General features: G+C 31.8%; 12 protein-coding genes. 2 read left to right on the top strand and 10 right to left on the bottom strand.

Going from position 1 to position 14,093, the window contains the following annotated elements; genetic code table 11:
• On the top strand, positions 1-912 hold the full coding sequence (locus UXY25_RS06260; RefSeq protein WP_320815151.1) for an AEC family transporter: 912 nt from the start codon (positions 1-3) through the stop codon (positions 910-912).
• Positions 913-915: 3 nt separating this feature from the next.
• A complete protein-coding gene (locus UXY25_RS06255; RefSeq protein ID WP_320815150.1) occupies positions 916-2,322 on the top strand; it encodes an FAD-binding oxidoreductase in 1,407 nt (468 codons plus the stop codon).
• Positions 2,323-2,351: 29 nt separating this feature from the next.
• Here the strand turns inward: UXY25_RS06255 and UXY25_RS06250 are convergent, their stop codons facing one another.
• The 10 genes from UXY25_RS06250 to UXY25_RS06205 form a co-directional block, all read right to left on the bottom strand.
• Positions 2,352-2,750, bottom strand: a complete 399-nt coding sequence (locus UXY25_RS06250; protein ID WP_320815149.1) for a hypothetical protein — start codon at positions 2,748-2,750, stop codon at positions 2,352-2,354.
• Positions 2,750-3,322 (bottom strand): hypothetical protein, encoded by a 573-nt coding sequence (locus UXY25_RS06245; protein ID WP_320815148.1) that lies wholly within the window; start codon positions 3,320-3,322, stop codon positions 2,750-2,752. Before UXY25_RS06245 ends, UXY25_RS06250 begins: the two co-directional genes overlap by 1 nt.
• The gene (locus UXY25_RS06240) at positions 3,323-3,739 is read right to left on the bottom strand and encodes a hypothetical protein (RefSeq protein ID WP_320815147.1); all 417 of its coding nucleotides are present in this window, start codon (positions 3,737-3,739) and stop codon (positions 3,323-3,325) included.
• Positions 3,740-3,823: 84 nt separating this feature from the next.
• The gene (gene secA, locus UXY25_RS06235) at positions 3,824-7,183 is read right to left on the bottom strand and encodes a preprotein translocase subunit SecA (RefSeq protein ID WP_320815146.1); all 3,360 of its coding nucleotides are present in this window, start codon (positions 7,181-7,183) and stop codon (positions 3,824-3,826) included.
• Between the two features lie 84 nt (positions 7,184-7,267).
• Entirely contained in the window at positions 7,268-7,489 is a 222-nt protein-coding gene (locus UXY25_RS06230) for a DUF2795 domain-containing protein (RefSeq protein WP_264558128.1), read from the bottom strand.
• Positions 7,490-7,636: 147 nt separating this feature from the next.
• A complete protein-coding gene (locus tag UXY25_RS06225; RefSeq protein ID WP_320815145.1) occupies positions 7,637-8,206 on the bottom strand; it encodes a cob(I)yrinic acid a,c-diamide adenosyltransferase in 570 nt (189 codons plus the stop codon).
• 280 nt (positions 8,207-8,486) lie between these two features.
• A complete protein-coding gene (locus UXY25_RS06220; protein ID WP_320815144.1) occupies positions 8,487-9,173 on the bottom strand; it encodes an ABC transporter ATP-binding protein in 687 nt (228 codons plus the stop codon).
• A gap of 85 nt (positions 9,174-9,258) precedes the next feature.
• Positions 9,259-10,080, bottom strand: coding sequence for a class I SAM-dependent methyltransferase (locus tag UXY25_RS06215; protein ID WP_320815143.1), 822 nt, complete (start codon positions 10,078-10,080; stop codon positions 9,259-9,261).
• Between the two features lie 89 nt (positions 10,081-10,169).
• Positions 10,170-12,029, bottom strand: coding sequence for an ABC-F family ATP-binding cassette domain-containing protein (locus tag UXY25_RS06210; protein ID WP_320815142.1), 1,860 nt, complete (start codon positions 12,027-12,029; stop codon positions 10,170-10,172).
• A 110-nt stretch (positions 12,030-12,139) separates the two neighbouring features.
• Complete coding sequence (locus tag UXY25_RS06205) at positions 12,140-13,990, bottom strand: CocE/NonD family hydrolase (protein ID WP_320815141.1); 1,851 nt, start codon at positions 13,988-13,990, stop codon at positions 12,140-12,142.
• Between the last annotated feature and the right edge of the window lie 103 nt (positions 13,991-14,093).

The following is a 14,093-nucleotide window of genomic DNA, read 5'->3' as shown; positions in this document are numbered from 1 at the left end:
ATGGATAATATTATATTAATTTTTCTTTGTTTGTTTACGGGAGTTGCTTTTCAGTACATAAAAGCATTTCCTGGCAACATGCATGTTTCGTTAAATCAATTTGTAATTTACGTTTCTTTGCCCGCTTTGGCTTTGTATTATATTCCCAAAATTGAAATTTCTACAGCGCTTTTGTATCCGTTAGGAATTGCTTGGTTGGGCTTTGGATTATCATTTCTTTTCTTTTACAGTATTGGTAAATATTACGGTTGGTCTAAAAAGCTAATTGGCTGCCTTGTATTAACTGCGGGATTAGGAAACACATCTTTTGTTGGGTTTCCTGTTGTAGAGGCTTTATACGGCTCTAAAGGTCTTGAAACGGCAATTATTATAGATCAGCCTGGTTCGTTTGTAGTAATGGCGACTTTAGGGATTTTAGTAGCAACAATGTTCTCAAGAGATGCATTGAATCCGCAATCGATTTTAACCAAGATCTTACTTTTTCCACCTTTTATTGCTTTTGGAATTGCCATTATCATCAATATTTTGAAAGTTGACTTTCCAGAACAATTACAAACCGTTTTTCATAGAATAGGCGATACCGTTACGCCAATTGCTTTAATTGCCGTTGGCTTACAACTTAAAATTGAACGAAAGAGCAAACATTTTGGCTTTTTAGGATTGGGTTTGTTTTTCAAATTGATTATTACACCTGCTTTCTTTTATATTTTCTATAAAAAAGTTTTAGGAGGAACAGGTTTAATGATAGATGTTTCTATTTTAGAAGCAGGAATGGCGCCTATGATTACGGGTACAATTTTAGCATCAAATTACGGATTGAAACCAAAGTTAAGTAGCATGATGGTTGGTGTGGGAATTCCGTTATCTTTTGTAACTTTAGCTTTTTGGTATTGGGTATTAATTACTTTTTAAATTATGGTGAATTTAGATCAAAATATAATTTCTTCTTTACAGAATATTGTAGGTTCTTCATTTGTTTTTACAGACGAAGCAACTCGTAAAGACTACGGACACGATGAAACGGAAGATTATAATTTTCCGCCACATGTTGTAGTAAAACCGGCAAATACTTTAGAAATTTCTGAAATAATGAAATTGGCTAATGCCAATGCCATTCCGGTCGTTCCAATTGGTGGAAGAACAGGTTTAAGTGGTGGCGCATTATCTATTCATGGAGGAATTGGTCTTTCTATGGAGCGGTTGAATAAAATTTTAGCTATAGATGAGCAGAATCTGCAAGTTATTACCGAACCTGCTGTAATTACACAAGTTTTAAAAGAAGCTGTTTTAGAAAAAGGTTTGTTTTATCCTGTTGATCCAAGTAGTATGGGAAGTTGTTTTATTGGTGGAAATATTGCTGAAAATTCTGGTGGAGCAAGAGCTGTAAAATATGGAGTTACCAAAGATTATGTATTGAATTTAGAAGTGGTTTTGCCAAACGGAGAAATTATTTGGACAGGTGCCAATACGCTTAAAAATTCTACAGGTTATAATTTAACGCAATTAATGGTGGGTAGCGAAGGAACGCTAGGAATTGTAACTAAAATTGTTTTAAAGCTTTGGCCAAAAAATAATCATAATGTATTAATGTTGGTTCCTTTTTACAAATCGGAACAAGCGTGCGAAGCTGTTTCTGCTATTTTTAGAGCAGGAATTGTACCAAGTGCTTTAGAATTTATGGAACGTGATGCTTTAGATTGGACAATGAAATTTATAGACGGCGTTAGCGTTCCAATTAAAGAAAATATACAAGCACACTTATTGATCGAAGTAGACGGAAATTATCCCGATATTTTATTTCAAGAAGCCGAAAAAATAATGAATGTAGTGGAAGCCTTTAATATTGATGAGGTTTTATTTGCCGATACAGAAGATCAAAAAAATGCACTATGGAAAATGCGTAGGGCAGTAGGAGAAGCGGTGAAATCCAATTCTGTTTATAAAGAAGAAGATACGGTTGTACCAAGATATGAATTGCCTACTTTATTAAAAGGCGTGAAAGAAATTGGAAATAAATACGGATTTCAGTCGGTTTGTTATGGTCACGCTGGTGATGGAAATTTGCATATTAATATTGTAAAAGGAAACATGACAGACGAAAATTGGAAAACAGAAGTGCCAAAAGGAATTACTGAAATTTTCGAATTAACGGTTGCGTTAAAAGGTACACTTTCTGGTGAACATGGAATAGGTTATGTGCAAAAAGAATATATGCCAATTGCTTTTAGTACTATGGAGTTGCAATTAATGAAAGGAATTAAAAAGGTATTTGATCCAAACAATATTCTAAATCCAGGAAAAATATTTCCAGACAATTTATAATAAAAAAGACCTCAATTTGAGGTCTTTTATTATTTTCCTAAGTACTCTAACAATACAGCGTCTGCATTTTTAAATGTTGGGGCTTGTTCAATTATACTGACTGCTTTCTTCTTATTAATTTTCAGCGTAATATCAGCTTCAGTTGTAAACAATAAACCTGTGAAAAATGGAGCTGTGAAATAAGGTGTTAATTCAGATTCTAAATTTTCAATTTCATGAATAGATGTTATCTCATGTTTTTCACCATCATATATTTTTTTAGTATGAGTGCATTTTAAAGTATTTTCTTCTACTATTAGTTTTATGTAAATATTTTGTAGTTCAGGTTTTCCAATCGTTTTTGCTAAAGTCAATTTAGCAAAAGTACCTTTAGAAATACTTTCGTAAACTGCTTTGAAAAACGCAGTGTATGTGATGTTGTTTTCCATTATAAACCTAATTCAGCTTTTACCTTTTCATCGAAAAGCATTGAAAACAATTTGTTTTCTTTGTCTTTGTTTAAAAATTTCCATTTATTATTTGTTAACTCATCTGCCACAGCAATAAGAGTTGAACGCATTTTTATTCTAAACGCATTTTTTTCTTTGTTGTAAGTAACTTCTTCAGCTTTCATTGATGTTTTGAAAATATCAGTCATCATTTCTGCATCTTCCATTGGCTCATTGAAAGTCATTTCCATTACATTATCATGGTCAACTAAACAAAAAGTTTGTTTTCCAATTTTTTTAATAGTACCAAATTTAAAATTAGGTTCTACTTGTACTAGTTTGATAGTAAATTGTTCATTAGACATCATTTGTTCGAACATTTTTTTCATTTGTTCTTTTGGAATGATATCAAATACTTTTGGATATGTTGTTTCAAAAATTGCATCGTAATTCATGTTTGCAGATGATTCGTATGCTTTTTTAGCATCTACTTGTAAAGCAGCCATGTCTTGTGCAATTGCTGAAAAGGTTGTGCTTACTATAAAAGCAATAAGTATGATTGATTTTTTCATTTAGTTATGTTTATTAAAAATTAATGAATTTTCTCCGTCAAAATTTGTAGGACGTTCATCTTCAAAACCTATGGCAAAGTTTAATTTATTTTTAGATATAAATTTTGCAATACATTTTTGTTTTTTTACAATTTTAGTTCCTTCTATAGAAATGATCAGGTCTATTTTAAACGGATTTGTTTTATCATCAACTGTATATTTCATCGATCCTTTTTTTCCTTCCATTACAAAACTTTCTCCTCCAAATTTTTGATTGCCCATAACAAAATAGGCGTAACCATTTTTTTGAAAAACTAATTTTCCAATCTCTCCTTTATCATTTCCTATCCATTCCCCTATTAAGTCATTTTTAGTTTCTAATGGTGCAAATGAGGTAAGTCCAAAAAGGGTAAGTAATAATAATATTAATTTTTTCATTTAGTTATGTTTTTTCAAATATAAAAAATCCTCAACTCTTTTTATGATGTTGAGGATGATTTATTGAATATTATATGTGTTAATTTATTCGTTTACTAAAACCCATTCTCCAGAAGCTAACATTGATTCAGCTTTTTTGAATTTCATACTTTCGCTTTTTCCACTCATAACATGCTTAATTGTAACCGTATCGTTACGGTTAATTTTAGGCATTTCTCTTGTAATCGTTTCCGTTACTTGAGGTCTGTTTTGGGCTTGTTGACCAGCATCTCTATTACGAGAAGCCAATTCATCACTATTTAATACTTCTTCTTTAGATTCAGTATAGTTGCCTTTTTGAGTTACTTGCTTTGCTTCACTAATTTCATTAGGATTTTGAGAAGGTAAATCAGCTTTGAATAAGAACGAAATCACTTCTCTATTCACATTATTCATCATTTTTTTGAATAAGTTGAATGCTTCAAATTTATAAATTAATAAAGGATCTTTTTGCTCGTGAACGGCTAACTGAACAGATTGTTTCAATTCGTCCATTTTACGAAGATGCTTTTTCCAAGCTTCATCAATAATTGCAAGAGAAACATTTTTCTCAAAATCAGTAATTAAAGATTTTGCTTCTGTTTGATATGCTTTTTCTAAATTGGTAACAATGTTTAACGATTTAATTCCGTCTGTAAAAGGAACAACAATACGTTCATACTTACCGTTATTGTTTTCGTATACGTTTTTAACAACTGGAAACGCTTCTATTGCATTACGAGCAATTTTATCAGTATAGTGAGCTAAAACAGCTTTATATGTTCTTGCAGTTATTTCAGTTTCTGAAAGTTTAGCAAATTCGCTTTGTGAAATAGGAGCACTGATTGAGAAACTACGAATTAATTCAAATTCATAATTTTTAAAGTCATTTATAGCTTTATTATCTTGAACAATGATTTCACTTGTGTCAAACATCATGTTTGCAATGTCAACATTTAAACGTTCACCGTGCAATGCATGTTTTCTTCTTTTGTAAACTACTTCTCTTTGAGCATTCATTACGTCATCATATTCTAATAAACGTTTACGAATACCAAAGTTATTTTCTTCTACTTTTTTCTGAGCTCTTTCAATAGATTTAGTCATCATAGAATGTTGAATAACTTCACCTTCTTCAAGTCCCATTCTGTCCATAACTTTAGCAACACGTTCTGAACCAAATAAACGCATTAAGTTATCTTCAAGTGAAACGTAAAATTGTGAACTACCCACATCTCCTTGACGTCCTGCACGACCTCTTAACTGACGGTCAACACGACGAGAATCATGTCGTTCTGTTCCTACAATTGCTAAACCACCAGCAGCTTTTACCTCGGCAGATAATTTAATATCCGTTCCACGACCAGCCATGTTTGTTGCAATTGTTACTACTCCTGGATTACCAGCTTCTGCAACAATTTCGGCTTCACTTTTGTGCATTTTTGCATTCAATACATTGTGATGAATACCACGCATTTTAAGCATTCTACTCAATAATTCAGAAATTTCTACTGAAGTTGTTCCAATTAATACCGGACGACCTGATTGTGATAATACAACTACGTCTTCAATAACAGCATTGAATTTTTCACGAACCGATCTATAAATGAAATCTTCTTTATCTTTTCTTGCAATTGGTCTGTTTGTTGGAATTTCTACAACATCTAATTTGTAGATTTCCCAAAACTCACCTGCTTCTGTAGTGGCAGTACCTGTCATACCAGCAAGCTTGTTGTACATTCTAAAGTAATTTTGAAGTGTTACAGTTGCAAATGTTTGCGTTGCAGCTTCAATTTTCACATTTTCTTTTGCTTCAATTGCCTGGTGTAATCCGTCTGAGTAACGACGACCGTCCATAATACGACCTGTTTGCTCATCTACAATCATTACTTTATTATCCATAATTACATATTCGGTATCTTTTTCAAATACTGTATATGCTTTTAGTAACTGTGTTAAAGTATGAATACGTTCAGATTTTATAGAGAAATCTTTGTATAATTCTTCTCTTTTTTCTGCTTCATCTTCCGTTGAAAGACCTAATTTTTCAATTTTCGCAATTTCAGTTCCAATATCTGGTAAAAGGAAGAAATCTCCTTCTGTATCTTGTGATAAGAATTGAACTCCGTTATCGGTTAATTCAACTTGGTTGTTTTTTTCTTCAATAACAAAGTATAAAGCCTCATCAATTTTAGGCATTTCTCTGTTATTGTCTTGCATGTAATGGTTTTCTGTTTTTTGAAGCAATTGTTTAATTCCTTCTTCCGATAAAAACTTAATTAATGCTTTGTTTTTAGGTAATGCTCTGTAAGTTCTAAATAAATAAAAACCTCCGTCTTTAGTGTTACCTTCTTTAATTAATCTTTTTGCTTCAATTAAACACTCGTTAGCTAACTTACGTTGTAAACCAACTAAGTTTTCTACTTTAGGTTTTAATTCTAAGAATTCATGACGATCACCTTGAGGAACTGGTCCAGAAATAATCAACGGTGTACGAGCGTCATCAATTAATACAGAATCGACCTCATCAACAATTGCAAAATTATGTTTACGTTGTACTAAATCTTCTGGTGAATGCGACATATTATCTCTTAAATAATCGAAACCAAATTCGTTATTTGTTCCATAAGTAATGTCAGCATTATAAGCAGCTCTTCTTTCTTCAGTATTTGGTTTATGATTGTCAATACAATCTACAGTTAAACCATGAAATTCAAATAAAGGTGCTTTCCAAGTACTATCACGACGTGCTAAGTAATCATTCACTGTTACTAAGTGAACTCCGTTTCCAGTTAATGCATTTAAATACATTGGTAAAGTTGCAACTAACGTTTTTCCTTCACCCGTTTGCATTTCAGCAATTTTACCTTGATGTAAAACTACACCACCAATTAATTGAACATCATAATGAATCATGTCCCAAGTAATAGGCTTACCAGCTGCATCCCAAGAGTTAGCCCAATTAGTTTGGTCGCCAACAATTGTAATATATGGTTTTATAGCAGATAGTTCTCTGTCTTTTGCAGTTGCAGTAACTGTAATAGTATTGTTGTCTTTGAATCTACGAGCCGTTTCTTTTAAAACAGCAAAAGCTTCTGGAAGAATGTCGTTTAATACTTTTTCAGAAAGCTCATAAGCTTCTTTTTCAATAGCATCAATTTCTACATAAATATCTTCACGAGCATCTATGTCTTGTGTAGTGTCGGCTTGGACCTTTAAGGCAGCAATTTGGTTGTCTTTTTCTAGCCTAGCTTCTTTGATTAATGCTTTGAACTCTTGTGTTTTTGCCCTTAATTCATCATTTGATAAAGCAGCAAGTTTAGATTCAAAAGTCTTAACTTTATTAACTAGCGGCTGAATAGCCTTTATATCTTTTTGGGACTTGTCGCCCACAAACATTTTTAATACAGAATTTAGTAAACTCATTTTTATTTTTTTCTATAATGGTGAACAAATGTAACCAAAAAAAAGCCTCAATAGGAGACTTTTTTATGTTGTATTCTTTATTTCTTAATACTCATCCTCATTCCAAAGATAATCTTCGTCAGTTGGATAATCGGGCCAAATTTCTTCGATAGACTCATAGATTTCACCTTCGTCTTCAATAGACTGTAAGTTTTCTACCACCTCTAAAGGTGCACCAGTTCTAATAGCGTAGTCGATAAGTTCATCTTTGGTAGCTGGCCAAGGTGCATCACTTAAATATGATGCTAATTCTAATGTCCAATACATCTTATATCGATTTTAGTTTTTGCAAAAGTAATTTTAATACTTAAAAAAGCAATTTTTTTTAGTGTTTTTCTTTAAATTTAAGAACGTTTTCTTTTTGTGTTTAGGAATTTGCATTCCTTTTTGAATATTCACGTAGCAATAGGACTCTTATTTTCGAGGTATCCATTGTACCTCATCTGCCTTTAAATCTAAAGACAACTTTCGTGCCAACACAAAAAGATAGTCAGAAAGTCGGTTTAGGTATTTCATTACTTGTTCATCTGTAGGTTCTATGTCATTTAAATGGGTTGTTAAACGCTCTGCTCTACGACAAACGCATCTTGCAATATGACAATATGACACTGTTGTGTGGCCTCCAGGTAAAACAAAATGTGTCATTGGCGGAAGGCTTTCTTCCATAATGTCAATTTCATTTTCTAAATACTCAATATCTGTTTCTTGAATTCCCAAGTTTTGTAATCTTGGCTGTCCGTTTTTCAACGTTTCTTTTTCTGGTGGAGTTGCTAAAATTGCACCAATTGTAAAAAGACGATCTTGAACTTCGATTAAAGCATTTTTATATAAAGTGTTTATGTCTTGATCGCGAATTAAACCAATGTGAGAATTTAATTCGTCTACAGTTCCATAACTTTCAATGCGGATGTGGTGTTTTGGTACACGTGTACCCCCAAAAAGAGCAGTTGTTCCTTTATCACCTGTTTTAGTATATACTTTCATTTTATGAGTAAATGGTGTTTAGTCTTTCTTAGTTCTTTTAATATTGAAAGGTTTTCTATGGTTTAAGTTTTTAGCTCGGTTTTTTGTAGCCAATCTTAAAGCTATATAGAGAAAAAGCAATATTCCAACTAAGTAAAACATGTTTAGATTAAATTTTATCAAAGATAAGAAAAAGTAGTTTTGACAAGGGCAATATCAACATCAATTTCAAAAGACAATGTTTAAATAATAATATTTTGTGTTTTGTTAGTAATATAGAATTTTACTAATCACTAATTATTTATTTTTTAACATCACTTTCAACAACACCATCTCTTAGTCTGATGATTCTATGTGCATGTTGCGCTACCTCTTCTTCGTGAGTAACTAAAATAACTGTATTACCGTTTGCATGAATATCATCAAAAAGAGTCATGATTTCTAAAGAAGTTTTACTGTCTAAGTTTCCAGTAGGTTCATCGGCAAGAATAATAGATGGTTTGTTTACCAAAGCCCTTGCAACGGCAACTCTTTGTCTTTGTCCACCTGAAAGTTGGTTGGGTTTATGATCCATTCTGTCTGAAAGGCCAACTTGAGTAAGTACTTCAGTTGCTCTTTCGTTTCTATCGCTTTTAGAAAAACCTGCATAAATCATAGGAAGTGCTACGTTGTCTAAAGCTGTAGTTCTAGGCATTAAATTAAAAGTTTGGAAAACGAATCCAATTTCTTTGTTTCTAATTTCGGCTAATTCTTCATCTTCCATTTCACTTACACGCTTTCCGTTTAAAACGTAAGTTCCTCCTGTTGGCGTATCTAAACAACCTAGTAAATTCATAAGTGTAGATTTTCCTGAGCCTGAAGGTCCCATTAAAGCTACATATTCTCCTTTGTCTATAGTTAAATCTATTCCTTTTAAAACATTAACAATTTCATTTCCAAGAGGGAAATCTCTAGTAATATTTTTAATTTCGATTATTGGTTGTGCCATTTCTATTTAGAATTTAGAATTTAGAATTCTGAAAATTTGAATTCTTAACTATTCATAAGTAGAAAAAGAGATGATTTTGTTACAATTAGACTCTTATTTTTTCAAAAATAAAAGAACTTAAAGTTTTATTTGGGTTGATGATGAAGTGTTCTTTTTTTTGTTCTTTTCTAAAGAAAACAATTCCCCATTGAAAAGTATCGATTGTAACAGTAACTTGCGGATGATTTTTAATGACTTCCCAAGCTTTATCCATATCAGCAGACCAATGAATATCATCAAAAATCCAAACAGTGTCGTTCGTAATTGTTGGTAATAAAAGGTCAAAATAGTTTAAAGTCGCTTTTTTGGAATGATTACCGTCGAAGTATATTAATTGATAGTTGACAGTTGGTAATTGACAGTTTTTTAAATAACTTGAAAATTTGGTATTGATACAATCAATGTTTTTGAAATTGAATTTTTGAAATTGCGTTTGGGCTTGATTCATTGTGCTAGGGCAACCTTCTAAAGTGGTAATCTTAGCTTTTAGATTTCCAAGTGATAGAGCAGAAGTGGCTAAGCCTAATGAACTTCCAATTTCAAGGACATCTTCAGGTTGAAAATAATGTGTAATCCTAAATAAAAGTTCAGCGTTTTTTGAAGTAATTCCTGCTGTTTTTGCAATTTTTGAGATTTCCCTCGTATTCGATTTGAAAACTCTAGAGCCTGCGCCAAAATCAGTTACATTAATAGTGTTTTTGTTTACTAAAAGCGAATTTCTATAGTTTTTAAGAATTGAATATTCAGGATAATTGGTTTTGTCGTGAAAACATTTGGTAGCCAAATCATACACAAATGGCGAATGTACTCCGTGTTCGTTTTTGGAGTTGAAAAGGAATTTCAGATAGGATTTAATTATATGTTTCATCTTGTTTTAGTAAATAGTGATAAGTAACTAGTAATTAGTTTTGAATTTGAAAAGCTAATTACTAATTACTCTTTACTAAGAACTTAAATCTACTCAATTTTAGCCGAAAGTTCAAACCAACGTTCTTCTTTAGCTTCCATTTTTTTAATGATGTTTTGTAATTCGTTTGCCTTTTTTTCAATAGCATCGTCTGTTACTTTACCATCAGTAAATAATTGTTCTATTTTAGCTTTTTCGAATTCTAAATCTTTGATTTCTCTTTCGATTTTTTGATATTCTTTTTGCTCATTGAATGTTAAACTAGAAGTATTGTTTTGTTGTTTCCAGTCTTTTTTATCCGCTTTATTGTCTTCTTTTTGTTGAATGTCTGCAGAATCTTCATACGCTCTAAAGTCTGAATAATTTCCAGGAAAATCTTCTACTTCACCTTCACCACGGAAAACAAATAAGTGATCCACAATTTTATCCATGAAATACCTGTCGTGAGAGACTACTAATAAATTTCCAGGGAAATCTAATAAGAAACTTTCTAATACATTTAAAGTAACAATATCTAAATCATTCGTTGGCTCATCTAGAATTAAGAAATTAGGATTCTGAATTAAAACCGTACATAAATACAAACGTTTCAATTCCCCACCACTTAATTTGTCTACAAAATCGTATTGCTTTTTAGCATCAAACAAAAAGCGTTCTAATAATTGAGAAGCCGAAATAATTTTTCCTTTTGTAAGTGGAATATATTCACCGTATTCTTTAATAATATCAATTACTTTTTGCCCCGGTTTTGGATTAATTCCACTTTGTGTATAATACCCAATTTTGATTGTGTCACCTACAATTACCTTTCCAGAATCTGGCGGCATTGTTTGTGTCATAATATTTAAGAAAGTCGATTTACCTGTTCCGTTTTTTCCAATGATCCCAATACGTTCTCCACGTTGAAAAGCATAGGTAAAATCATCTAGAATGACTCTGTCTTTGAAACTTTTGTTCAGCTTAACCAATTCAATAATTTTGCTTCCCATTCGTTCCATGTTGATTTCTAGTTCAACTACATTCTCTTTTCTACGACTTTCAGCTTTTTCTTTAATTACATAAAAATCATCTTGACGCGATTTTGATTTTGTAGTTCTTGCTTTTGGTTGTCTTCGCATCCAAGCCAATTCTTTTACGAATAGATTTTGTGCTTTGTCAATACTAGAATTTTCTGAAGCAATTCGTTCTTCTTTTTTTTCTAAATAGTAAGAATAGTTCCCTTTGTATTGATATAGTTTATTGTTGTCTAATTCTATAATCTCGTTACAAACACGCTCCAAGAAGAAACGGTCGTGAGTAACCATAAATAAAGTAATGTTTTCTTTTGCAAAATATTCTTCTAACCATTCAATCATTTCTAAGTCAAGGTGATTGGTTGGTTCATCTAAAATTAACAAATCGGGTCTGTTAATTAAAATAATAGCTAACGATAAACGCTTTTTTTGTCCTCCAGAAAGTCCTTTTACTTTTACTTTTAAATCGTCTAACTTTAGTTTGGTAAGAATTTGTTTGTATTGTGTTTCAAAATCCCAAGCATTAAAGCGGTCCATGTCGTCAAAAGCGCGTTGATAAACGTCCTCATCTTCAGGATTTTCTAATGCTTTTTCGTAACGTTCAATGACTTTTAATATTTCGTTATCAGAAGCAAAAATGCTTTCTTCAATAGTCAATTCATCTTGTAGATTATTGTCTTGTGATAAAAAAGCCATATTAATACCTTTTCTAAGTATCACTTGGCCAGTATCTGGTTCGTCTAAGCCATTAATCATGTTCATGATAGTTGTTTTTCCAGAACCATTTTTGGCAATAAAAGCTATTTTTTGGTCTTTGTTAATTCCAAACGAAACATTGTCAAACAAAACACGTTCGCCATAAGCTTTTGATATATTTTCTACAGAAAGGTAATTCACAGTGAATTTGGTATTAAGATTTTAAAATGCAAAAGTAGTTTATTGCCTATAATGAAACAATGTTTTGATTGCAAATAAAAAAAGCTGCCTTTTCAGACAGCTTTCATTTCTTATTTTAATACTTCTACTTCAATATGACTTTCGTTGAAAATCTTGATGAAGGATTTAGTATAATCTTCTTTTTTAGCTAAATATTGATTGTCCAAAAACTTTTGTGGATTCACAGCAATCATTGGGTACCAAGTACTTTGAATTTGAATTTGGATTTTGTGTCCTTTTTTGAACGTATGTAAAACATCTTGTAATCTAAAATTTACTTCGGTAGCTTGATTTGGGGTTAAAGCTTCTGGTTTTTCAAAACTAGTTCTAAAACGTGCAGGCATAACTTCACTACGAACCATTTGATGATAATTTGCATACAGTACATTTGGCTTATCAGCATTTTGAGGCTCATTAGCAGGGTAAATATCAATTAATTTTACAATGAAATCTGCATCAGACGAAGAAGAAGCTATCTTTAATTTTGCCATGATTTCTCCTGCCAAAGTTATGTCTTCTGTTAAATATTCAGTGGTGAATGTTACAACATCAGGTCTGTTTAAAGCAAAACGTTGGTCTTCACTCATATAATTTCTTGGAGTAAACCCATTAAAATCACTATGGTTTATACTACTTGGAACCGGATTATTTGGGTCACTATAATATTCAGAAAACAAATCGTTTTGCGATTTTTCTTTTTCTAATTTTCCATTCGAACTTAAATAGAAATTTAATTTAGTACTGTTTTTTGGAGGCCAATTGGCGAATTCATTCCATACTTTTTTTCCAGTGTCAAACATATAAGCTTCAGGCAAGGCAACAGCATTTTTTGAATTACCTTTTAAATAATGTGTAAAGAACTTATATTCAATATTTTTTTGATAAAAAGTAGCAATGCTATCTCCAAAATAAATGTCATTATGGAAATGTTTTCCTGACTCTCTTCCCCATCCACCATGTGAAAAAGGGCCCATTACAATAGTGTTTTTTGCTTTTGGATTATTCTTTTCAATAGTTTTGTAAATGTTTAATGGTCCGGCTAAATCTTCAGCGTCAAACCAACCACCAACAGTCATTACAGCATGGTTTATCCCTTTTAAATGAGGTAATATATTTCTTGATTGCCAAAAACTATCATAATTTGGATGTTCGATGATTTCTTGCATAAAGAAATTGTCTTTATAATATTTGTCACTTGCTTCTTTTACCGTTCCAAGTTCATTATAAAAAATAGAACCATCTTGAGAAGTTGGTCTTATGAATTGACCCATATACCAACCGTCTTTTTCTACTTTCGTTTTTTGGACCCCAAAAACTGGAAAAGTTCTAAAATAACCCATTACAAACGCACCATTGTGATGAAAATCATCAAAAAAGAAATCAGAAATAGGAGCCTGTGGCGAAGATGCTACCAAAGCAGGATGATTTGCAATTGTTCCAGCTGCCGTATAAAACCCAGGATAAGAAGTTCCATATTGCCCAATTTTTCCATTATTATTTTTGATGTTTTTTACTAACCAATCAACGGTGTCATAAGTGTCTGTGCTTTCATCAATATTTTTTTTTGCTTTGTGTTCTACTTGAGGAGTCATATTAGTGAAAAGACCCTCACTCATATATCTTCCGCGTACATCTTGATAAATGAAAATGTATTTATCGTTTTCTAAAAAAGAATTTGGACCAAGTGATTCCTTGAATTTTTCTTCTCCATAAGGAGCAATACTATAACAAGTTCTTTGCATCAACATAGGATACTTTCTCTTCTTTGAAATATCTTTAGGTGTGTAAATGGCAGTAAAAAGTTTTGTGCCGTCTCGCATAGGAATATAGACTTCTTTTTTGTCATAATTTGACTTTATGTCTTCTTGCGAAAACATGTTTAATGACAATAGAATCAGTGATAATTTGAATAAAAATTTCATATTTATGAGCTATTTGTTTATTAATTTAGGAGTGTGAAATATTTTGCACTCCGAAGATATTAAGAATTTCTCAATTAAATAAATTGTTCTTACAAATAGTTTT

It is taken from the genome of Flavobacterium sp. (genome assembly GCF_034111225.1).
Taxonomy (GTDB): domain Bacteria; phylum Bacteroidota; class Bacteroidia; order Flavobacteriales; family Flavobacteriaceae; genus Flavobacterium.
Note: the sequence above shows the minus strand (reverse complement) of the source record. Positions and strands in the feature narration are given on the sequence as shown.